Below are 20548 nucleotides of genomic sequence, written 5' to 3' on the forward strand. Positions count from 1 at the left end.
ACAACATTAGTGACGCTATAAGTTACATATACAACGCTATGGGCCGCTTACTCCACGAGTTCGTCAAGCGGGATGCTGTCGGCCACGCCGACGATGGCAGTCACGCCTTCTTCGCCGAGCAACTGTTTGGCTTTCATCTGCGCTGCTCGCCACGCAGGCGCTGCCGAAACCAGTAATGCTCTGCCGGCCTGCGAGAGGACCAGTGGACGGCTTCGACCGCCTTGGTCAGAAAGCATTTCCTCGACCCACCCCTCTGTCAGGAGAAGCGCGAGATTGCGTGTCAGGGTCGAGCGCTCCTGGTAGTTGGCACGTCCGATCTCAGCGCGACTGGCTCCTCCAAGCCTCGCAATGAGCACGAGCAACGAGAACTGCGGAGCATTGATGCCATAAGGTCGCAGTTCCTGATCATACAGGTTGGTTACGATGCGCGATATGCGACGCGCGCGTGTCAGCAGGCAGTTGCGAGTGATCTCGCCAACCACGTCGGCATCGGTTGTCTCAGTGCTCATCATTACGATCCTTGCTATAGTTTCATATACAACATACTGTTATGGCCTTAACATAGTGTATATACAACATATTGTCAAGGCCTGGCACTGCGTGATAATGTATCCTTTGGTAACACCTTACGTAGCTCAGGATCATAATAATCTGCTTTATGTGGCCTGGACGGAAGCTTCAGATCTCCCAGCATGCCTCGTAAATCGCCGTGCCTTCGATAGCCACCTGGATACTTCTCGTAGAATGCTCCGCTTCAACAATCACCTGCCCGGCACGCCCGATCTCGTGTCCCTGCTCGATGGTCAGGCGCAAATGATCAAGAGGCTTGATGTATTCGATGTAATAGGCTCCCAGAGCACCCGAGGCAGTACCAGTCACGGGATCTTCACGTGTGCCGGAAAAGGGCGAGGAGAAATGACGCCCATGGAGTAAAGCCTGTGGATCGTAGGTCTGAAGGCAAAAAGGGTGAACAGAAACGCGCGGCATTTCCTGTAAAATTTCAGGAAAACGCTCATTATGAGGCTCCATACGCTCAAAGGCTGCGAGCGTGCGAATTGGCACGAGCAATGTCCAGGTGCCGGTGCTCGCGTAAACGGTAGGTAGGCTCTGATCGAGGTCAGCGGGATCAAGCTCTAAGGCGGCCGCAAGCAGATCTGGAGATCTGGTAAACCGGCGAAACTCCGCCTGGGCCTGCTGCATCCTGACAACTGGGCGCCCCTCTCGCGTTGCGATAGACATCGGGAGGAGACCCGCCCTGGTTTCTACGGTCAAGGTCAACAACTCTGTGCTGTTTGCCAGTATGTTTCTCGTTTTGAGCGCGTAGAGAGCGGCAATCGTGCCATGACCACAAAGATTCATCTCATGGCCAGGCGTAAAATAGCGCAGGCGGAGATCTGCTGTCGTGGATTGACAGATAAAAGTCGTTTCGTTAAAGCCAACCAGACGAGCAATCTCTTGCATTCGCTCATCTGTAAGCTGGTCAGCCTCAAAAACAAGACCCGCCGGATTGCCCTTACCTGGCACTGTCGAAAAAGCGGAATAGTGATAGATAGCAATACCCAAGCGCATTTTTCCTTTCCACGCATTCTGTGACGCGCGTGCTTCTCTGCAATCAGAGGAGAGGCCTCTTGCTTTAGTATACCCGATCAGATATACTAAAGCAAGAGACTCTTTGAGAAAATGCACTCGGATACAAAGGAGTTCTGTTCACGTGATGGAAGATCTGATACATCATCTGATGCTTCTGGGACTCAGCGATAATGAGGCTCGCAGTTATGCTACCTTATTGCACTTTGGACCGTTAACCGGATACGAAGTCGCCAAGCGAAGTGGGATTGCCCGTGGAAATGTCTATGCCTGCCTTGGACGATTAGTTGAAAAACAGATGGCTATGCGTACCAGTGAAGATCGCTTTCTTGCGCTTCCTCTCTCACAGTTTGTTGCTCTCCAGCAGGAGCATTTCTCTCTTGCTGCTCAGCAGGCACAACTTGCTCTTCATCGTCTTCAAGGGAGTCATGAAGCAGCGCAGGTCGTCTCGATTACCGATGCTCAAGCGCTTCTACAGCGGTGTCGCACAGTTATTCGGGAAGCCCATCGGCCGCTCTTTCTTGCAGGCTTTCCATCTGAGTTGGAAGCGCTTGCCCCGGCTCTCCAACAAGCCAAACAACATCATCTTCCGATCGAAGCAATTTCCTTTGGCGCACCTCCGACAGCATGGCCTGACGCGTTTGAGCATTTCGCGGCTGATGATATTCGCGACGCGCAGCAAGGACGGCTTCTGCTACTCGCCTCATGGCCACATGGGATCATCGGTATTCTCACCGAGGATGGGACTAGCAGTGCAGGAATTTGGTCCTGGGATCGCTATCTGGCAAACGTCATCGGTCTTTATGTTGCCCACGAACGCTTCACGTTACAACTCTGGCCTCGTTTGCCAGAAAACCTCAAGAGCGAACTGACAACGCAGTTGACCGATCTGAGTAGCCGCATCACGCTTGCTGGCCTCGACCCCCATCAACCCTTGCGTCATTTGTTAGAGGGAACGCTCACCCCTCCTGAATAACCACTGCGCATTGAGGAGCAGACCGATGAACCTGGACATTACGCTTTCTGATCTTCGCATGGCTCAGACCATGCTGGCTCCATATATCATCACGACACCTGTGTTGGAAGCTCCTTCGTTGTTGACTCCTGGAGGGCACTCCATCCTGCTCAAAGCCGAGAACCTCCAACGCTCTGGATCATTCAAAATGCGCGGGGCTTCCTATGGCATTGCACAACTGACGCAAGAACAGCGCAGACGAGGAATCATCGCCTATTCCACCGGCAATCACGCGCAGGCAGTGGCATTGGCCGCTCAGTTCCAGCAGATGCCTGCGACCATTGTGATGTCTCCCGATGCACCCGCATTAAAGGTCGAACGCACCCGGAAGTCAGGAGCAACCATTGTGTGGGCTGAACCTATGTCTCAGGCACGACGAGACCTCGCCGAGAAATTGGCAGAAGAACACCAACTGACGCTCATTCCCCCCTATGATCACCGAGACATTCTTTTGGGACAGGGAACCATTGGGCTCGAAATCATGGAGCAGTGTGCTCCCGCTGCTGTCTTTGTCCCGATTGGTGGGGGCGGATTAATCGCCGGCATCGCGCTTGCGATCAAATTCGTTCATCCCTCCATTCAGATCATTGGTGTGGAACCAGAATGGGAAAATGATGCCTGGCAATCGTTCACGCAAGGAAAGCTGGTCTCGCTGCCGGCGGCGAGCAAGAGCATTGCGGATGCGATTCGCGTCCAAGCAGTCGGCGAGTTACCCTATGTCGTTCTTCGCCGCTATGTTGATGAGATCGTGACGGTCAGTGAAACCCAGATTGCTATGGCAACCCTCAGTGCGCTGGCTGAAACACATCTGGTTCTTGAACCTGCTGGTGCCGTTGCTTTGGCAGCAGCACGATCTTATCAAGGCTCATTGCCTGCGGGCAAACCGGTAGTCGCGATCGCGAGTGGTGGTAATACGACGCTCGAAACGCTGTGGTCACTTACCGCAATGTAGTGATGAGCAGTGGTGGAAAGGAATATTCCCTATCAACCGAGAGAGGAAAACGCTGATGAAATGAGGTTGTCACCCCTCGGCAAGTACGCCGATGCATGCCTGCCATTTTGGCTCAGTTGGGCACACCTGCGTGGGCGCCCAAACCACGCGGAAAATCGCCTGGGCGGGCCAAAGGGACGTGCGTTTGCTATGGCTCGAGGTACACTTGCTACACTCACTCCAAACGAGCGATCAAAGACAAATAGATTGCTGTTACTATTGAACAGTGGCATGAAAGTGTTTGTTGGTACGAATTGATCAGACTAGCGTGGACATTTCATGTGTGGGTGGTGGATCTGGTTCAGGTACTCGTGGAATTTGGAACCAAAACGTCGATCCGTGACCGGGAGTGCTGATGACTCCGGTATGCCCCTGATGCAACGCAATAATCATGCGATTGAGATAGAGACCAAGTCCTAAACCATTCATGGCAAAGTTCCCCGGTACGATAATATCCGGGAGCTGATAAAATCGATCCCAAATCTTCTGCTGATTCTCAGCAGTTAAACCTGGCCCTTTGTCATGCACGGACACGCGAACATCGGTATTAGTAGACATGATGTTCACTTCAACGGATGTATTCACGGGCGAATATTTCAGTGCATTACTGAGATAGTTGGCGACCACTTGCGTCAAGCGATCGGCATCGGCGATGAGAAGTGTTGCTTTCTCTTCTGGTGGATGCAGTACCACCTTGCGCTCAGGCATAGACATTTGAGCACCTTCAATGGCGGTTCTTACAATATCTTGCAGGTTACAAGGTGCCATCTGTAGCGTGAACGTGTTTCTTTGAATCCGAGACGTATCGAGCAGGTCGCTAATCATGCGTGCCTGCATATTGGCACCTACCACGGCATGTTCTAGAGGTTCCTGGATACACGCCAATTTCTCCAGCACCGCACTTTTATCTGCATGTTGCTGCCTCATTTTATGGAGTCGGCGTAATGCCAGGTCAACATTGCCTTTAAAGGTGGTAAGTGGCGTTCTCAGCTCATGGCTGGCCAGATTCACAAAAAGATCATACCGCCGGTTCGATTCTTTCAATGCCATTTCACTCGCGCGTACCTCAGCCCAGTTTTGCAATAAATGGACGCGCTCAATTACCAGCGCAATCAGTTTCGCCGTTCCTACAATCAGCGCAATCTCTTCTTGAGGATAAGCCATGGTGACATGCGCATATGTCGCATCCGTTTTGGCAATCACTAAAATTCCAATTAATTGGCCATGCAAGACCATCGGCGCGATCAGGCGGTAGCGGGCGCCAAAGTGTGTATGAGTTGTCACATATGGTTTTTGTTGAAGATCAAGGGGGACGACATGATTGGCATGGAGATCTGCAATAGCAGTTGCATCGATATAGTCCCTGAGCGGAGTACCCTCTACTTCTTTACGCAATTGTTGTTGCTCACGAGCAGAAAGGCCGCTGATACCAATGATATGTTGGCGTTCATCTGGGGCCTCAAGCATGAAGATATCAATATAGCTACAACTGATAACTTGTGAAACCACTTCAGCAAGTAACTGCCCAGCCGCCATAATAGGAGCCACTTCCCCAGTTTCATCCTGTCCAAAGAAATGCTTTTGATCGGGAATCGTTGCGAACTCCTCTACGAGTTTCAGGAGGGAGGTAAATGCATTCAGTGTGTGATGCTCTTTCTCCCATTCGTGCGTGATATCACGCATGAGGGATGCGTATCCAATGAGCCGATTGTGCTGATCAAAGAGAGGTGAACTGGTTACATTGACCAGTAGTTCCCGGCCTGAAGAGAGATGCATCCAGGCGTCTTGCTGCTGAACATGATAATAAGGAGTGTGCTGAAGGCTACTGTCGACAGGTAATTGCCCTTGTTCGGTTCGTGCTCCAAAACGCTCAGGCCACTCTGAATAGTATCGTCCAATGATTTCTTCTGGTTGTAGCTCAAGCATTTTTTGTGAAGCCGTATTAATGTGCACAACATAACCCGCCCGATTATAGAGGAATACACCAACAGTCATCGGTTCAAACACTGCCTGAAAGAGGGTTGTTAACTCGGGGTTCTCTTGTTGATTCCACTGTTCCCGCAATGATTGGCCTCAATTCCTGGATTATATAGTATTCTTTACCAGGTCACAGAACATGTGTACGGGTTTGTTGCTACCAGACATCACATACCAAACAGCTGCCCATGGTATGTCTTGGTAGGTATCTACAAGAAGTTTCATCGTAACAATGTGCCATTCATCGATGCGTTTGTTCATTTATTATAACATGGTATACAAAGTGATCTATAGACAATATGGAAGAGTGTGTCGATTGCCAGACCGATCGGACTTGAAAAGAAGCAGGGCAAGCGATTTTATCCTACCTGGAAGCCTTTTGCAGCCGGAAATGGTGTCATTTAGCCCTTGACTATGTCAGTCCGGAGATCTATAGAGAGTAGAAATTTTGACTCAAAGAAGAGTGGGCCATTTCGCTGAGAGGCTCTACAAGGCATCGGAGAGAGAGGAGAAATGGCTCTTCCTCCGTCTGTGTTTCTCTGAGGGATGCGCGGGTCTCCGGCCGCCTCTTTGCTCGCTTCCCTGGTTCTGTGGTATACTCGCCTCTGTTGGGTATTAACGAGATGATTCCCAACATCATAGGAAGGATACTATGCCCAAACCACCTCAACACACGCTCATCTGGTCAAACGACCCCCCGCGCTATGAACTCCAAACCCAGGGACAATCTGTTCAATGGTTTCACTCAGGAGATGACTCCGCGTTCTCTGGCTGGTTGGAAATACACACCGCCTTTGCTTTTGTGGGGCAGGCTGGACGGCTTTCAGTCCTCAAAGAAGCCCGACCTCGTGGAAGCAGCTACTGGTACGCCTATCATAGGCAGGGTCAGCGCACCCGCAAACGCTATCTCGGACGCACGGATCAGGTCACGTTCGCTCGCTTAGAGCAGGAGGCACATGCCCTGATCGGAGAACCTGTGTCTGCCACAGCTCGGCCCAGGCCAGATGCGCCATCATCTGAGTTGAAGGGCCTGCTCCTTTCCAGCAAACTCTCGGTCCCCCGTCCACCGAGCTTTCTGGTAGAGCGTGCTCGCTTGCTGACTGAACTGGATCTCATCAGCACTCACCCGTTGACACTCATCTCAGCCTCTGCCGGGAGTGGCAAGACCACCCTGCTCTCGGCATGGGCAGCGTCAAAGAGGGGACAGGAACGCGGCGGGAGGACACAAGCAAGCGAGCAGGCGTTGGCCTGGCTCTCTCTTGAGGAGCTGGACAATGACCCGATTCGCTTCTGGGACCTGGTCATTGCAGCCCTGCGCAGGTGCCATCCCGCTTTGGGAGAGACGGCACTCACCCTGTTGCACTCACCCCAATCTCTGCCGCTCTCAATCTGTCTTGCAGCCTTGCTTCAGGAAGTGGAACAGAACGCGCAAGGCCTCATCCTGCTTCTGGATGACTACCATGTGATCGCTGACCAGGCCATCATTGATTCCATGTTCTTTCTGGTCGAGCATCTGCCCACGAGCCTGCACCTGGTCTTGAGCAGCCGCACCGACCCTGATCTTCCGCTCTCGCGTTTACGCGTGCGTGGACAACTCCTGGAGATTCGCGACCAGGATTTGCGTTTCAGCAAGCTTGAAGCTGCCAGCTTTCTGCGTAATGCCATGAGCCTGCCTCTCTCGGAAGACGACGTGAGCACCCTCTCCCAGCGGACGGAGGGTTGGATCGCCGGGCTGCATCTGGCCGCGCTCTCCCTGCGCAAACGGTCAGATCACGCTGCTTTTGTGAAAAACTTTGCGGGTACCCATCGGCATTTGCTGGATTATGTGCAGCAGGACATTCTCGCGCCGCTACCTGAGTCCCTCCAAAACTTTTTGCTGCAGACAGCGATTGTCCCTCGCATGAATGCGGCTCTCTGCCAGGCCGTTACCGATGCTTCAGGCGAGTCTGAGAGCCAGCAGAGATTACAGGCGTTGGAGCAGGCCAACCTCTTTCTCGTCCCGCTCGACGAGCAGCGCCAGTGGTATCGCTATCATGATCTCTTTCGAGAGGCCCTGCTCGCTCGTCTCCACTCCAGCCATCCCCAACTGGTGCCGCTCTTGCACCTGCGAGCTGCCAGATTCTATGAGGCTCGAAGTGAGTGGCGCGAGGCTATTACCCACGCGTTGGCTGCCTCTGACCACGTCTATGCCGCCTCCTTGATGGAGAGGGCTTCGGGATCGTTCTGGTCTCGTGGAGAAACAAAAACGCTGCATAGCTGGGTCTTCTCGCTGCCAGACGCTGTTCTGTGTGAACACTTGTACCTGGCTCTTGGTGCCGCATTTCGCTTCTTCGACGCGGTGAATTTGAGTAGCCAGGAGATCTATGTTGGCATAGTTGCCCAGGTAGAGCACACCTTTACACGCCTCGAAGCGCTCCTTCCTCCTCCCCATACACGGCTGCGGCAGGAACAACCACACCGCGAGATCTCCAAATCCGAGGCGGTATGGATCGAGCAGCGTCTGCTCCAGTTGCGAGCCTTGATCGAACTCAGAGGAATCCTCAGGCAGAACGATGCCGGGCGCTTGCGGAATCTGATTCGTGAACTTGATGCGCTTCCTCCAGATGAGGATACCCATTGCAACATTATCCCGCTCTACCTCACCTTCTGGCTGACCACCATGTACCAGGAATACGGGGTTCCCCTGCTTCCCCGGCTCAGCGCGGCGAAGCAGCAGTTGTTGGAAGAAAGAGATCTCTTGATGGCGACCCGTGTCTTAAGCTGGTCAGCTCAAATCCGCTCGACATATGCCATCCAATTACATCAGGCACAGCAGGAATGTCTGGAAGCCCTCGCCCTGGCTGAACAGATTGGTGCGCATACTCCCTGGGAAGGCTATCTGTATTATTGCCTGTTCGTGATCTCCTACGCCTGGAATCGGCTGGAAGAGGCCCCCGACTGGCTCCAGCGTTTGCGACGTCTTGCGCAAAACTGGCAACACATGCAACTCCTGGCCGTTACCGAGATTTTTTCAGCCCAGCTTGGGCTGGCAAGAGGAGATCTGGCAGCAGCAGAAGAGGCTCTACACCAGCTTAAAGCCCTGCTTGAGCAAGGTGGGCTGGCCTATCATGCTCCCTGGGTCACTGTTCTGCGCGTCAAATTGTGGCTGGCTCAGGGGAAGCTGGCAGAGGCAGCAGCATGGGCGGCGCAAACCACCTTCTCCTCCGATGCCTGGAATCCCTTACGTCGCTGGGAACTGCTGATGCTGGTGCGGGTACTCGTGGCCCAACAGCACTACGAGCAGGCGGGCGAGATGCTCTCGCGCTTCAGTCACCACCTTGATCGAGAAGGTTCTGTTGACACGGTAGTCGAGTTTCTCGCCTTACACCTGCTCGCCTTGCATCACGCGGGCAAGAGTGCGCAAGCAATGTGCGTCGCGGCACGCCTGTTTGCGCTCACAGAACCAGAAGGCCATCTGCGTGTCTATCTCGATGAAGGGAGACCGATGCACCAGGCTCTGGCAGCGCTGCTGGACGTAGAGCCGAAGGATGATGAACCCGATGGAGCGGCTGTGGCCGTTTCTCGGCCCTACATCTTGCGCCTGCTGGCTGCCTTTGAACAAGAGGAAAAGTCAGAGAGCTCGCCTCATGTCCCTCTAATCCAAGCATCTCAAGCTGTGCCTGTTCCAGAACGCGCTGCATCTGCCTCATCACAGATCATCGAGCCGCTGACCGAGCGTGAGCAGGAGGTTTTGCAGTGGCTTTCAGAGGGTGCCTCCAACCAGCAGATCGCCAACGAACTCGTGATCCAGCTATCCACCGTTAAGAAACATGTCAGCAGTCTGCTCGCGAAACTGGGAGCAGAGAACCGCACTCAGGCGATTGCCCAGGCACGTGCCGCCTCTCTCCTCTAAACAGCTTCCACCACCACCTGGGACGCGCGACAGCAGGTTCCCAGGTGGCAGGCGGTATCGACTTCGATTTTCCTCCCCAACGGAGAACCCCAACACACCACTCTTTCCCTTCGCAATATTCTCCCTGCGGTAGACTTTTGACGACTGTCTCCAGGCTGTCTATGCGCTATGCTTGTGTGTGTGGAGAGAACCACACAGGGAGAAGCGGCTGATGCACTATCACATTCGGATCAAAGGATACCTTGATCCTTTCTGACAGGACTGGTTAGCTGGACTCATGATGGTCCATGAGCCAGCTGGAACCACGAGGCTTGTCGGCCCTTGCCTGATCAGGCGGCCCTCTTTGGGGTGCTGCTCAAGATCCACCGTTTGGGTTTGATCTTGCTCTCCCTTGAGACATATGAGGCCGCCGAAGCGCAAGAACGGCGAAGGCGGGATGCAGACCATCCCGATGTAGCTTCATCGAAACAGACAGAACTGAAAACGCCTAAAGGAGAACTATTCATCATGCAAGCACGAATGAGCAACCCGGCAACCATCCTTCCGGAGGTTCTGCAGCCCATCCAGGCGCTGCTCAAGGCCACTCGACAGGGTGGTGTGCCACAGAAGACGCTTGAGCTGGTCCATTTGCGCGCGAGCCAGATTAATGGCTGTAGCTACTGTGTGGACTATGGCGCGCGTAGCGCCAGGAAGGCCGGAGAAACAGATGAGCGGCTCTTTGCCGTGGTTGCCTGGAGAGAAACGCCCTACTTCACCGATGCGGAGCGTGCCGCGCTCGCGCTCACCGAGGCAGCCACACGTCTGGCCGATCAGGCTGACGCGGTCCCCGATGAGATCTGGGAAGAGGCCTGCCGGCACTACAACGAAAAGGAGTTGGCGGCGATTATTCTCATGATTGCTACCACCAACCTCTTTAATCGCCTGAACGCCACGACCAGGCAGATTATTAGCGCCGACGCAAATGTGAGCCGGTGTCGAGCTCAAATGCGTGCTTTTTTGAACAAAGAAAGAAATGATTATTTTTTTCGTTTCAATGGCTTCTCATTTATCTGAGCAGGCTTCTCACCTGGTGTCAAGGTAAAGCGCAGCGGCCTTTATACCAGGTGAGAAGCCTGCTACACTCCCTGGGTCATTGAGTCAAAACGCGCCAGGATCGGCTCACATTTGCGTCGGCGCTGACAAGATGTCAAGGCCGGTGTAATCACGAGCCGATTGAGAATTGGCCGCCCTAGTGAAACGAACTCCAAAGAACAACATTCCATGAGCGCCGGCGAACAAATGCCGACCAAACTGCGCCAGAATCAAGTGATCCCAACGCCGGCGCACAAACGCCGCTTACCGAACGCCGGTAGATTTGCCGCCGGTGGCGCTGAGAGCCACTTCCGGTGAGGCTGAGAGGCTCGTACGCTCGGTCTGACGCTCCTTCATGCGATAACTGCGCCCATTAATGGGGATAACCTCAGCATGGTGAAGCAGCCTGTCGAGCAGTGCTGTGGCAAGCACTTCATCCCCAGGAGAGCGCCCCATTGAGCAAAGCTCGTGTTGGAGGTCAGGATGATCGAGCCATGCTCATAGCGTGCCGTCACCAACTCAAAGAAGTGGTGCGCCTGCTCCTGTGACAGCTTGGTGTAGCCGACTTCGTCGATGACCAGCAGACTGGGCGCGATATAGCGCCGCAGACGCTGCCGCATGAGGCCAGGATGCGATGCACTTTCCAGGGCCTGTGCGAGCTCAGCCAGGGTCGTAAACAACACGGAATGCCCTGCTGCGAGCGCTCGATCCGCCAACGCCAAGCTCAAGTGTGTTTTGCCTGTCCCCGGAGGGCCGAGGAAGACTACATTGGTACAGGTTCGCACAAACGAGAGATCCGCCAGTTCCCGCAGTCGCCGTTCGGAAAGGGTCGGCTGAAAGGAGAAATCGAACCCATCCAAGGTCTTTTTTCCAGGAATGCGCGCCGCTTTGAGCCGCCGAGCGATGGCCTTCTGCTCACGTCCATCTAACTCCGCAGCCAGAGCTCGTTCCAGCAACATCTCATAGGTCCACTGCTCGTGCCGGGCCGCATTTAGGACGTGTGGCAGTGCTGCTTCCAAGTGCGTTAAGTTCAGTTGTTTGTATACTCCTTTCTTCATGCGACCACCTCCTGCATGGTCACGACTCCACAATACTGATCATACTCCTGGAGGGACGGCTTTCGACGTCCGGGGCAGGCTGCAAATGGCCTAAGGGCGTGGGCGCACGGCGGGTAGCTGAGACGGAGGCGACGGTCTTCCACTGGTCCGCGTGCGGCACGCTCTCTTGCGAGCGCGGTCGCTTCTCGATAGCAAACACCTGAGTGCCAGCCGACCAGACGGTGAGCAAGCCCTTGCGCTCACGTACCTGGACCTGTTTGCCTGCCAGTTGCAGCGTCCCTGGCAGCCCATACAGCACGCCATCGTAGGAGACGTAGCCATCCCAGGTGACTTTGCGCTCTTCGGTGGCGAAGCGTTCCCAAGCAAAGTCTTGGGGCAAGGGCAGCAGCTTCTCTTCGGCAAGGCGATCCACGGGCCGTGCATGGGTCGTGCGATGCACACGGGAGTTGATACGCTCGCACCACGCATGCGCCTGGCGATTGAGATCATCCAGATCGGTAAAGGTGACCCCACCCCATAAACTCTTCTTGACATGGCTGACTGTACGCTCGACTTTGCCCTTCGTTTGTGGTGTGTACGGCTTGCAGACGCGTGCGCCAACTCCAATGGAAACCATGAAATCGGCAAAGCGGGGATTCCACCGCGGCTTGTTCTCCTCCATTTCTAAGAGGACGCTCTTCATGCGATCCGTCAGCGCAACCTTCGTTAAGCCACCAAAGTACTCAAATGCCTCCATTAAGCAGCGGATGAGCGTGGGTGTGTCGCAACGCTTCACAAAGGTCACAAAGCGCATGCGTGAATAGCCAAGGATAGCCGTAAATCCATAAAATTTACGCATCTGACCCTCATGCTCGTATACAAACTCGCCCCAATCGAATTGAACCTGCTCTCCTGGATTGGTTTCGTATCGTTGTACGGGCGCGTGGCCAGCCACTGCAGCCCGCAGCGGCTGCACGTATTCCTTGAGGATACTGATCCTGCCGGTGTAGCCCATCTTCTGTAACCGCTCGAAGATCACCTCGCAATTGGTGCAATGGTCTTCCATGACCCACTTCTTGATCTGTTCTTTAAATGGATCAAGCTTGGAGGGACGCACCGGACGCGGTTTCGGGATCACCGCCTCGGGATGTTTCAAGTATTTGCGTACCGTTGTGCGTGAGATCTCCAACTCCTGAGCAATTTCCTGTACATTCTTCCCCTGTGTGTAAAGATCGTGTATTGTTAGCACTGTCTGACTCCTAAGCATGGTCGGTCTCCTGAGAATATTGTTGTGTTTATATCCTCAGTCTACCGCCTTCTTGGGGTCGGTCAATTCTTCACCGGCTCGAGTATACACCGTCCTTAATACTGGAAGCAGGTGTCGGAGGCACTCCACCGTTACGGGTGATACAGATGTGGGTTAAGGAATATGAAGCGGACGCCAGGCGTGGCAGCGGTAAATCCAATGTCCAGGTCTCTACCGTACCTGCTCCAGGCCTTTCCGCCAAATTACTCCCCTCTTTGCTGGAAGATCTCTGTTTTCTGACTGTGCTGGATGTCGGAGCATTTATGCCTGCGAAAGTAGAGATCCCAGAGATTGTCTCGATGCAAGATCCGCAGGTGGATGAAAAGGCGCGGCAAGCAGAAGAGATCCTGGTTGCACCGCGCAAGGCTCTGGCCGCTCTACAGCAAGAAAAACAGCGACTTTTCGATGCCGTACGTGATGGCGTGACCGATCGTGAGGCTTTGCAGGAGTGGAGTCGACAAGAGGAGCAGGCCCAACTGGCCCTGGTCCAAGCACAAGAAGAGAGCGCGCAACTGAAAGCCTGGGTACACGAGCATGATTTGCTTGGAGCCTATCTGGGCGTGGTGAAGTCGCTGGCCGATCGAGCCCAAAAAGGCAATCCAGCAGCCCGTATGGCTCAGGGCACAATTCCGCGCTGGTTTGCAGTTTTACCCTGCGAGAAACCATATGAACTCTGGCAAACCAAACGGTCCATCTGGGGGATGCCCAGGAAAAACAATACCTGCTCAAAACGCCCCAATTAGCCTGGGAGTATGTCTATCCTCTGGAAAAGCGCCTGCTTGAAGTCGTCCAGAAAGAACGTGCGGAGGGCCGCCGTCTGATGTTATACATCGACCAGAATCAGGAACGCTCCACCGCTCGTCGCCTGGAATGGGTATTACAACAAGCTGGCGTCAAAAGTTGGACCTTACCCAACACCGTCAAACCGGAAGATCGGCAACAGCGTATCATCGAGGCCATGAGTATGGCTTCTGAAGGTGGCGCACCTGTGAGTGTAGCCATTGTTCCATATTCTCGGGTCAACGAAGGCATCAACCTCCAGAGTGTGGTCGACACCATCATCTGGGTGGAAATGGCCTTGAACCTGTTCATGCTTGAGCAGGCATCCAGGAGAGCCTGGCGATTAGGCAAACGCGAAGAAGTGCGTATCTACTATCTGGCCTATGCCGGGACCGTCGGACATCAAAAGATGCGCAAACTTGGAGCTCAAAGTGGGCCGCTGCTGCATTCGCCGGAGAACCAGCCCGAGGAGCCCTCATTGAAGAAGCCGGCGCTGACGAGACCACGCTTGCCCGCTTCTCCGCAACTGTTGAGGCAGAACTCCTCATTGACGAGGATGCATCCTCCTCATCGCTCTTCTCCCTACTCAGCAACGATGATGCCAGCGAACTGACCCAGGCCTTTGCGCGTCGCGCTAACGAAGAATCCCAGGCACTCAAGCACGGCCGCACCTGGTTTGGAGCCAGCGATATGCTCCCTGACCGCTTGCCTGTTTTCTATAGTTCAACGCATCCAGATGTCTGGGCCAAGTCACCAACTAAAACACCTGTCCAGCGTCTCGAGCGTCACTCCATCTTGCCACCACGCAGAGATACCAGACTTAGTACCTCGGAGCCATCGCAAGAACGGCCACCTCTAGCAGAGGGATCTTACCTTCTAGCGAGTTGCCCGCTCACGATGATCACATCCACCAGCCTGAAACATCACAGGAAGAGATCGTTTCGCCCATGGCATTAATACCTGTAGCTTCATCTAATAAAGCGCCCGTGGTGAATTCGATAGCGCCTACCTTGCTCTTTGGCAATATTGACCACATCGCGCTGGCGCGTCAATGTTCTACTAGCAAAAAGAAAAAAGCTACCACCCGGAATCCGAAAAGCAAAATCCAGGTTCACGTTCGCGACATTCCCGTCATCACACCATCAGAGGAGGTCCAGCCAACCATGAAGCCACCCATAGTCATGCATCTCAGAAAAAGAGCAAGCAGGTTTCAACCGCGCCGTCACTCTGGGATTATGTCGATACGCAGGTCCCAGAACACATATCAGACCACCAAAACCCAGAGCATACAAACCCTGCAGTATCTTCAAAACCCACCATACGCTATGCCATCTGGCAAATAGATCTACTAGGAACCCTGGCCATACGCTACTTTGTCGACGACCACACTCCCATCGAGAAACGCCACACAGGCTTCCATCGACAAGAAGAAGCCCTTGCTTTCCTACAGCAAGCCAGACCCGATCGAAACTATCAGGCCATCACCTTCCAACTGTTCAGCCATGAACTGGCCGAACGAGCAAAGAACGAGTGCCTGGTTTAAGATTGTACAATGAATCACGCAGGGACTCTTCAAAAGAAGGGTCTCTGTGCAAGAAACCAGGGTTATTAAGAATCTTTAATGAGTAATATATCTAATCATCACTTCTCTATAAGACTCTATGTTACTTAACTTCTAGTACATAGAGAGGTGAGCAAATTTGAATATCTCGAGCATTTGCCATTAATTTTATTATAGATATTTTGTCGCTTTCCTTGACTGTATGGTTGATAAAAAGCTGTTGTATTTGTTCGTTCGTGGGTGGGATGAGCTTTTTATGGCTTCGGGCAACAAATCTCATTCGTTGTTTTTGAAAATCTGTCGATAGATTGTGGATACGTAGATTGTCAAGTTGTTTATCTTGCATAAAGCTAAGCGCAAATAAGTAGTCATAAGCATTTCCACTGATCGCATTAGCCCAAGTTTGGTTTTGTGAAATGGCAAATTTAATTGCTTGAAACATAGATGGAATGCTGCTGGGTGACATGCTATAGTTGTATGCTCTCTGGGGATTTTTGTCGTAAAGATGATACATAGATCCAGCCATTAATAGCATGGGATCGGTGTCGATAGAAAAGAAGAAACAGGCTGAAGGAACATTGTCATTTATTTGCCATTCTACTACACCCCATCGTAATTCACATTCCCCTTCAATAAAGCCCTTATCACTTTGAATAGTTCCAATGCGTTTGTTTTTTTGTAAATGGGCCAGAACTGTATCTAGATCGCGAATACGATGTGGAATTGTTGGTATATGTTCTTCTTGCCATATTAATTGCTGTTGTTTGGCAATTTTAGCATCTGAAACATAAATGAAATCCAGGGCATCAATCTGGTCAAAGTACCTATTTTTATGTTGGATGGGTTTAAGTTCAATGTGATATTCATCACTTGGTTTTAGTAAAATGTTTAATTTTTTTTCCTCAAACCCGTTTGCACGTATTGTTAACCATTTTTTTTATCCATATCTTGTGGGTTGAATTTAATTAATGTACGGCCATTTCGATCTGTTTTCTCCTGCCTTCTATCTGTTGTGCTCAAAATAACCTCGGCATCAGGTATGACGTCAGCTGGGGATTTTTCTTTTGCGACAACAATCTCAATGGTATGCCCGTATATTTAGCTTCTCTGTCTTTGCGCCTTTCTTCTATTTTTGTGTTGTTTTTGTCTTTATGATACATTTTTGCGATAACGTATATAGAAGTACCAATGAAAAGAAGAAGAATTAATATGACGACTGTTATCGTTAAAGGGTTTGAGGATTTCCAGAAAAATAGCAGGGCTATAATAACGAGGAGGCATATAAGTAACACGAGTATTGAACCATGATCTGCTCCTGTAAGCTTTTGGGCAGAACTGGCAATAGTATTGATGGCACTGAAAATTGAAGAATCTTTTGACTCTTCCTCTGTTTTCTTATTCATGATACAAATAAGCTCCTCTTAAGTATGCTGATCGTAGTGATTTTGTATAGCTAATAGCTCGATCAATAGTAACTTTGTTGATCTCTATAATTAGGTGGAATCCAATTGAATCGATTTCCACATGTGCTAGCCATTGTGTAACGTTCACGACGACTATGAGGACAAAAAATGCAAGCTTGCCAATTGCGTGCAGGAGGAGGGAAAAGCACACCTATATTACAAATAGTTTTGCGCGCTTGGATCAAACTATCATGAAATGCTTTTTTAGATGATGGATTATAAGGAACTGTCACACAGCTATATGTTCCTTTTTCTAATACAAGCCCAAATGGGCTTTTACCATGCTCGCACTTCTCTAATAAATGACAATATGCCGCCATACGAACAAAATGTTGTTTGAATAATCGATTGCCTTTATCATTGCGGTTTGGTCGACGGCGGAAAACTGGAATACGTACATCCCCTCGAACCAAAATGCGCCAGGGTCTCCCGGCGAGATGCCATTTTGGATCGCGATATTGTTCAATTGGCCTTACAAGTTGGAAGCCAGCATTCATCAAATTCCACCAGGATAATTGAATGGGTTGCGAATGATCAAAAAGAGGAATATAAGCATGTACGCTTATGGCATAATTGTATTGTTTTTTTAGTTCATGTCTATAAAAATACTTTGATGTTAGTGAGCTTATAGATATGATAATAGCAATAAAAATAGCAAGATATAAAAATCCTAGTAAATTCATAACTATAGTCCCAATAGAACTAGCATTAAGTGCATTTGCTATAATAGCTACTACGTTAGCAGCCAAAAGAGAGATGAATATGCTAGCAACTAACCAAAGAAAAATCTTCCAGCTATGACGTATAGTTTTATTCAGTTGGTCAATCGTTTGTTTTAATCTGGCAAGTTCATAAAACAACTCCGTTTGTTTCTGTCCGCTGCCGATAAACATATCTTCTTCACCGACATCTTCTAAATTCTCTTCAAATTGAATGATTCCAGCACGAGGACAATAAGTGTTCTCGGCAAGTAAGCTAACAGAAATCCAGGATCATTATGGTCAGCCACCATGCGGCTTCGATTTTTTTGTAATGGTTGCACATTTATGATCTGTGGTGGAGATCCTCACTCGGATAACTGGCTGTGAGAATAGTGTCTGGGCAAGTCTGTAAAAAAAATTTCGTTTCATGCGTTGCACCTTACAGAGCAAGTAATGTTAACAATCAATTGTAAATCGAGTCGATATTTAAGTGATTACTTAAAATATCGACATGAATTTTTGCCATGGTGTTAATACTGGTGTTAATGGTGATTGGTGATTTTGAGCTTTAAATTTTTCTTCAATAGAAAGATAAGCTTGGAGCCAGGCCTGACTAGTATCATAACGTTGATTTTTGTCTAGACTTAGTCCTTTCATGACTATGTGGCTAAGTTCTGTACCAACATTTTTGTTTATGCGTTCTGGAGGTATCACAGGAACACGAGGATTTACATTCGGATATTGGCTATACGGGAATTCTCCTGTGAGCATTTGGTAAAGAATGACAGAGACTGCAAACTGATCCGTGCGGCAGTCAAACAAATTTTTCACGGCGATATTGCTCTGGTGAAAGCATAAGGAATAGTCATTTCTTGATTGCGTAATCAGGCGTTCTCTCGAACTGATACCGATATCAGGCGATAAGCATAACCTCATAGATAAAATTTCGCGAAACAATTTCGCTCGAGACAAGCGCACGAAATATTTTCTTAGGGATGGTGTAGCACACATCACTATCTCGTGCGACGCAGTGATCTAAGATGCTCCCATTGCCACTGGTCAGTGTACACGCGGTAATTCATATGGAGCTTCGTAATCGGGGCCTAATTACAAACACAGTGACGCCAGCGGGGTGAACTGCTTATGCACCTCCGAGACCTCCGCGTTCATTGTTCATACTAATGATGATTATCATAAGACAACCCGAGAGGAAATAGGGGTCGCATTGTTCGTTCTGTAGATTTCCGACTTCATAAGACAACAGCTCTCCAGACTAGTCGACGGGTGAACGACCCTTCAAGAGCCAAGTCGTTCCTCCTTTCTCAGCTGAACCTGTACTACATATTCATTATGCCCTATCATCGTACTTTTTTTCAAAAAAAATCTAAATGTGAGGGAGACTGATAGTTATGTATCATGAGAGATTGATTAACTTCATCTCGTATTTCACGCCTGATGTACGAACACGGAATAGATCGTGCTATATTGGCATTGTGAGGATCAAATTGCTTTATATCTTTCTTGCCATTTTTTGTAGTTATAAGAATCATTTTATTGCCATGGCGCAAAATAATCTATGGATGATACCAATCTCTGCCATGTGTGCTGAATGTGCTGGCATTTGCCCCTGCCTTCTTTCTGCCATAAACTGATGCCAATCCCTCCACGGCTATGTAAGATGACACAATGATTTAAGATACTAAACATTGTGAAAAATTATCTAATTATCCACTCTCGCTGCCCTAATAGATAATACACTATCATCGCTCCACGATAAATAATATTACATGAATGTTGTGAACATAAGAGAGGAGCGCTTGCTGCATGCTCTTTCCATAGAATCAAAAAATGACACATAGCCACAAGGATCGATCGCTTCGAAAAATCTATCGTTGCTATTTATTTGTGCCCCAACTTTCTTCTGGTTGCTCGCATAGCAGCTCTATTCTCACTTGAACTCTCACTGACAATGGTTGACACAGCCTACATCATGCGTTCTAATACCCAGTCTTTGTTAATAGTGGCTGGCTCCTAGATTCATATGCATTGCAGTAGATCGCACTGTGTCTTTCTTCCAAATCAATATGTTGCATTATCACCAGATGCAAATTTTACTCTAGCTGTTGTTCTCTTGCAATATGCATCTCGTCTTGTAACATAGAGATGAAGTGGTGATAGCGGTCATGACACAGACATCAACCGAGCGTAATAACATCGTATGCGGTAGCGCGCCACATACGTGGTACCACAAGCAAATCGCCTGAACCGAGAGAAATACCGCTCTATCAGCACACATGACGGCGCAGCAATTGAAGCCTAACCAGAGTTTTAATTTTCCGAATCGACTGATAAGCACTGTCTACATTATACTGCTCCTCATTCACTGCCGATGGGACCGTCACTCTGTGGAAACTAAAAATGGTGTCGCAAGGAGGGGGCATAAATGGATCGTTCGTTTGTCTCACCAATGATTACCTTCACGTGCAAGGAAGTCGATAAAGAGACTTCTCAGTCACCTCATATAGATATACCTAATACATACACAACTATCTCTGCAGCACAGACCGATATATCTCGGAGTAGCGTTGTATCATGTGCTCTTCGTATGATGTGGGAACAGTGAGAGTAGCGCTCAACACTGCGCATCTGGTGCAGCGCGTATTCGGAGACATCACCATGAGTACCTGCCATCGTGTCTGGAGAAAGTGTATGTCATAGCGGAAGGCATTCCGTATCCATCTTTCAGAGGTTGGCCTTGCCCAGCCTCCTCTCTCTCTTTAGGTTGTAGGATCTACTCAGTTCTCAGTATAGAAGAAAAGCGCAGTTCGCGACATGTGCGAAGTCCAAGCTCATGCCCCAGGCTATATGGGCAAATCAGCTGACTCTGTCTCCACGGACAAACACAGTTTATGAAGAGGTGGTCTACGGGATCCACTCGCTCTCGACCTCGATACAGTTCCAGAATTGTTGGGTGATCTGTTGCTTGATAGCGATGCGCGTGTGTCGCTGGTGCATTAGTCTGTTGACTACTTTAGCTTATACTCGGAAGGCGCGATTGAGGTATATAGCACATACTATCGTCTTCTCCTCGCAGATGTCATATCGTGTTCATGAGTTCCGCGTGCTCCAGAGATCTAATCCCAATCCTGCCCTAGGTGGTTATTTGC

Annotated in this window: 14 protein-coding genes and 2 pseudogenes; 7 read left to right on the top strand and 9 right to left on the bottom strand. The window is 50.4% G+C overall.

The features are described from left to right. Positions 1-47: 47 nt before the first annotated feature. Positions 48-512: a MarR family winged helix-turn-helix transcriptional regulator gene (locus EL645_RS38795; RefSeq protein ID WP_218032298.1), complete on the bottom strand. Its 465-nt coding sequence runs from the start codon at positions 510-512 to the stop codon at positions 48-50. Positions 513-678: 166 nt separating this feature from the next. Further along, entirely contained in the window at positions 679-1569 is an 891-nt protein-coding gene (locus tag EL645_RS38800; RefSeq protein ID WP_126557689.1) for a PhzF family phenazine biosynthesis protein, read from the bottom strand. Positions 1570-1714: 145 nt separating this feature from the next. Between EL645_RS38800 and EL645_RS38805 the strand changes: the two genes are divergently transcribed. Together EL645_RS38805 and EL645_RS38810 are read left to right on the top strand one after the other, a co-directional pair. After that, entirely contained in the window at positions 1715-2563 is an 849-nt protein-coding gene (locus tag EL645_RS38805) for a TrmB family transcriptional regulator (RefSeq protein ID WP_126557690.1), read from the top strand. Positions 2564-2588: 25 nt separating this feature from the next. Beyond that, a complete protein-coding gene (locus EL645_RS38810; protein WP_126557691.1) occupies positions 2589-3554 on the top strand; it encodes a threonine/serine dehydratase family protein in 966 nt (321 codons plus the stop codon). A gap of 297 nt (positions 3555-3851) precedes the next feature. Here the strand turns inward: EL645_RS38810 and EL645_RS38815 are convergent, their stop codons facing one another. Next, the gene (locus EL645_RS38815; RefSeq protein ID WP_126557692.1) at positions 3852-5657 is read right to left on the bottom strand and encodes a sensor histidine kinase; all 1806 of its coding nucleotides are present in this window, start codon (positions 5655-5657) and stop codon (positions 3852-3854) included. Between the two features lie 565 nt (positions 5658-6222). Between EL645_RS38815 and EL645_RS38820 the strand changes: the two genes are divergently transcribed. From EL645_RS38820 to EL645_RS45055, 3 genes and pseudogenes are all read left to right on the top strand, one after another. Continuing rightward, positions 6223-9462 (top strand): DUF6788 family protein, encoded by a 3240-nt coding sequence (locus EL645_RS38820; RefSeq protein WP_126557693.1) that lies wholly within the window; start codon positions 6223-6225, stop codon positions 9460-9462. 507 nt (positions 9463-9969) lie between these two features. Next, positions 9970-10404: pseudogene (locus EL645_RS46185) on the top strand (carboxymuconolactone decarboxylase family protein); the annotation flags it as partial. 318 nt (positions 10405-10722) lie between these two features. Further along, positions 10723-10851, top strand: coding sequence for a hypothetical protein (locus tag EL645_RS45055; RefSeq protein WP_281276353.1), 129 nt, complete (start codon positions 10723-10725; stop codon positions 10849-10851). On the opposite strand, the pseudogene istB reads toward EL645_RS45055, so the two are convergent. Both istB and istA read right to left on the bottom strand, forming a co-directional pair. Next, positions 10798-11591: pseudogene (gene istB / locus EL645_RS38830) on the bottom strand (IS21-like element helper ATPase IstB). The gene EL645_RS45055 and the pseudogene istB overlap by 54 nt on opposite strands. 19 nt (positions 11592-11610) lie before the next feature. After that, a complete protein-coding gene (gene istA / locus EL645_RS38835) occupies positions 11611-12837 on the bottom strand; it encodes an IS21 family transposase (protein WP_126554888.1) in 1227 nt (408 codons plus the stop codon). A gap of 146 nt (positions 12838-12983) precedes the next feature. Between istA and EL645_RS38840 the strand changes: the two genes are divergently transcribed. Both EL645_RS38840 and EL645_RS38845 read left to right on the top strand, forming a co-directional pair. Then, positions 12984-13619 (top strand): hypothetical protein, encoded by a 636-nt coding sequence (locus EL645_RS38840; RefSeq protein WP_126556716.1) that lies wholly within the window; start codon positions 12984-12986, stop codon positions 13617-13619. A 77-nt stretch (positions 13620-13696) separates the two neighbouring features. After that, positions 13697-14269: a P-loop NTPase family protein gene (locus tag EL645_RS38845; RefSeq protein WP_126557694.1), complete on the top strand. Its 573-nt coding sequence runs from the start codon at positions 13697-13699 to the stop codon at positions 14267-14269. Between the two features lie 1051 nt (positions 14270-15320). Here the strand turns inward: EL645_RS38845 and EL645_RS46190 are convergent. The 4 genes from EL645_RS46190 to EL645_RS38865 all read right to left on the bottom strand — a co-directional run bounded on the left by EL645_RS46190 (position 15321) and on the right by EL645_RS38865 (position 18212). Next, positions 15321-16139, bottom strand: coding sequence for a DUF7019 family protein (locus EL645_RS46190; RefSeq protein WP_371865856.1), 819 nt, complete (start codon positions 16137-16139; stop codon positions 15321-15323). 94 nt (positions 16140-16233) lie between these two features. Next, positions 16234-16620 (bottom strand): PH domain-containing protein, encoded by a 387-nt coding sequence (locus EL645_RS38855; protein WP_126557696.1) that lies wholly within the window; start codon positions 16618-16620, stop codon positions 16234-16236. Positions 16621-16682: 62 nt separating this feature from the next. Further along, positions 16683-17573, bottom strand: coding sequence for a hypothetical protein (locus tag EL645_RS38860; RefSeq protein ID WP_126557697.1), 891 nt, complete (start codon positions 17571-17573; stop codon positions 16683-16685). 306 nt (positions 17574-17879) lie between these two features. Further along, positions 17880-18212 carry a hypothetical protein gene (locus EL645_RS38865; protein ID WP_126557698.1) on the bottom strand — a complete coding sequence of 111 codons (333 nt, stop codon included), beginning with the start codon at positions 18210-18212 and terminating at the stop codon, positions 17880-17882. Positions 18213-20548: the final 2336 nt, after the last annotated feature.

It is taken from the genome of Dictyobacter kobayashii, assembly GCF_003967555.1.
Lineage (GTDB): Bacteria > Chloroflexota > Ktedonobacteria > Ktedonobacterales > Ktedonobacteraceae > Dictyobacter > Dictyobacter kobayashii.

What these genes read in the sequence shown, in the direction of transcription:
- EL645_RS38795 (WP_218032298.1), bottom strand. Translation starts at nt 512, where the DNA reads ATGATGAGCACTGAGACAACCGATGCCGACGTGGTTGGCGAGATCACT.
- EL645_RS38800 (WP_126557689.1), bottom strand. Translation starts at nt 1,569, where the DNA reads ATGCGCTTGGGTATTGCTATCTATCACTATTCCGCTTTTTCGACAGTG.
- EL645_RS38805 (WP_126557690.1), top strand. Translation starts at nt 1,715, where the DNA reads ATGGAAGATCTGATACATCATCTGATGCTTCTGGGACTCAGCGATAAT.
- EL645_RS38810 (WP_126557691.1), top strand. Translation starts at nt 2,589, where the DNA reads ATGAACCTGGACATTACGCTTTCTGATCTTCGCATGGCTCAGACCATG.
- EL645_RS38820 (WP_126557693.1), top strand. Translation starts at nt 6,223, where the DNA reads ATGCCCAAACCACCTCAACACACGCTCATCTGGTCAAACGACCCCCCG.
- EL645_RS45055 (WP_281276353.1), top strand. Translation starts at nt 10,723, where the DNA reads ATGAGCGCCGGCGAACAAATGCCGACCAAACTGCGCCAGAATCAAGTG.
- istA (WP_126554888.1), bottom strand. Translation starts at nt 12,837, where the DNA reads ATGCTTAGGAGTCAGACAGTGCTAACAATACACGATCTTTACACACAG.
- EL645_RS38840 (WP_126556716.1), top strand. Translation starts at nt 12,984, where the DNA reads ATGTGGGTTAAGGAATATGAAGCGGACGCCAGGCGTGGCAGCGGTAAA.
- EL645_RS38845 (WP_126557694.1), top strand. Translation starts at nt 13,697, where the DNA reads ATGTTATACATCGACCAGAATCAGGAACGCTCCACCGCTCGTCGCCTG.
- EL645_RS38855 (WP_126557696.1), bottom strand. Translation starts at nt 16,620, where the DNA reads ATGAATAAGAAAACAGAGGAAGAGTCAAAAGATTCTTCAATTTTCAGT.
- EL645_RS38860 (WP_126557697.1), bottom strand. Translation starts at nt 17,573, where the DNA reads ATGTTTATCGGCAGCGGACAGAAACAAACGGAGTTGTTTTATGAACTT.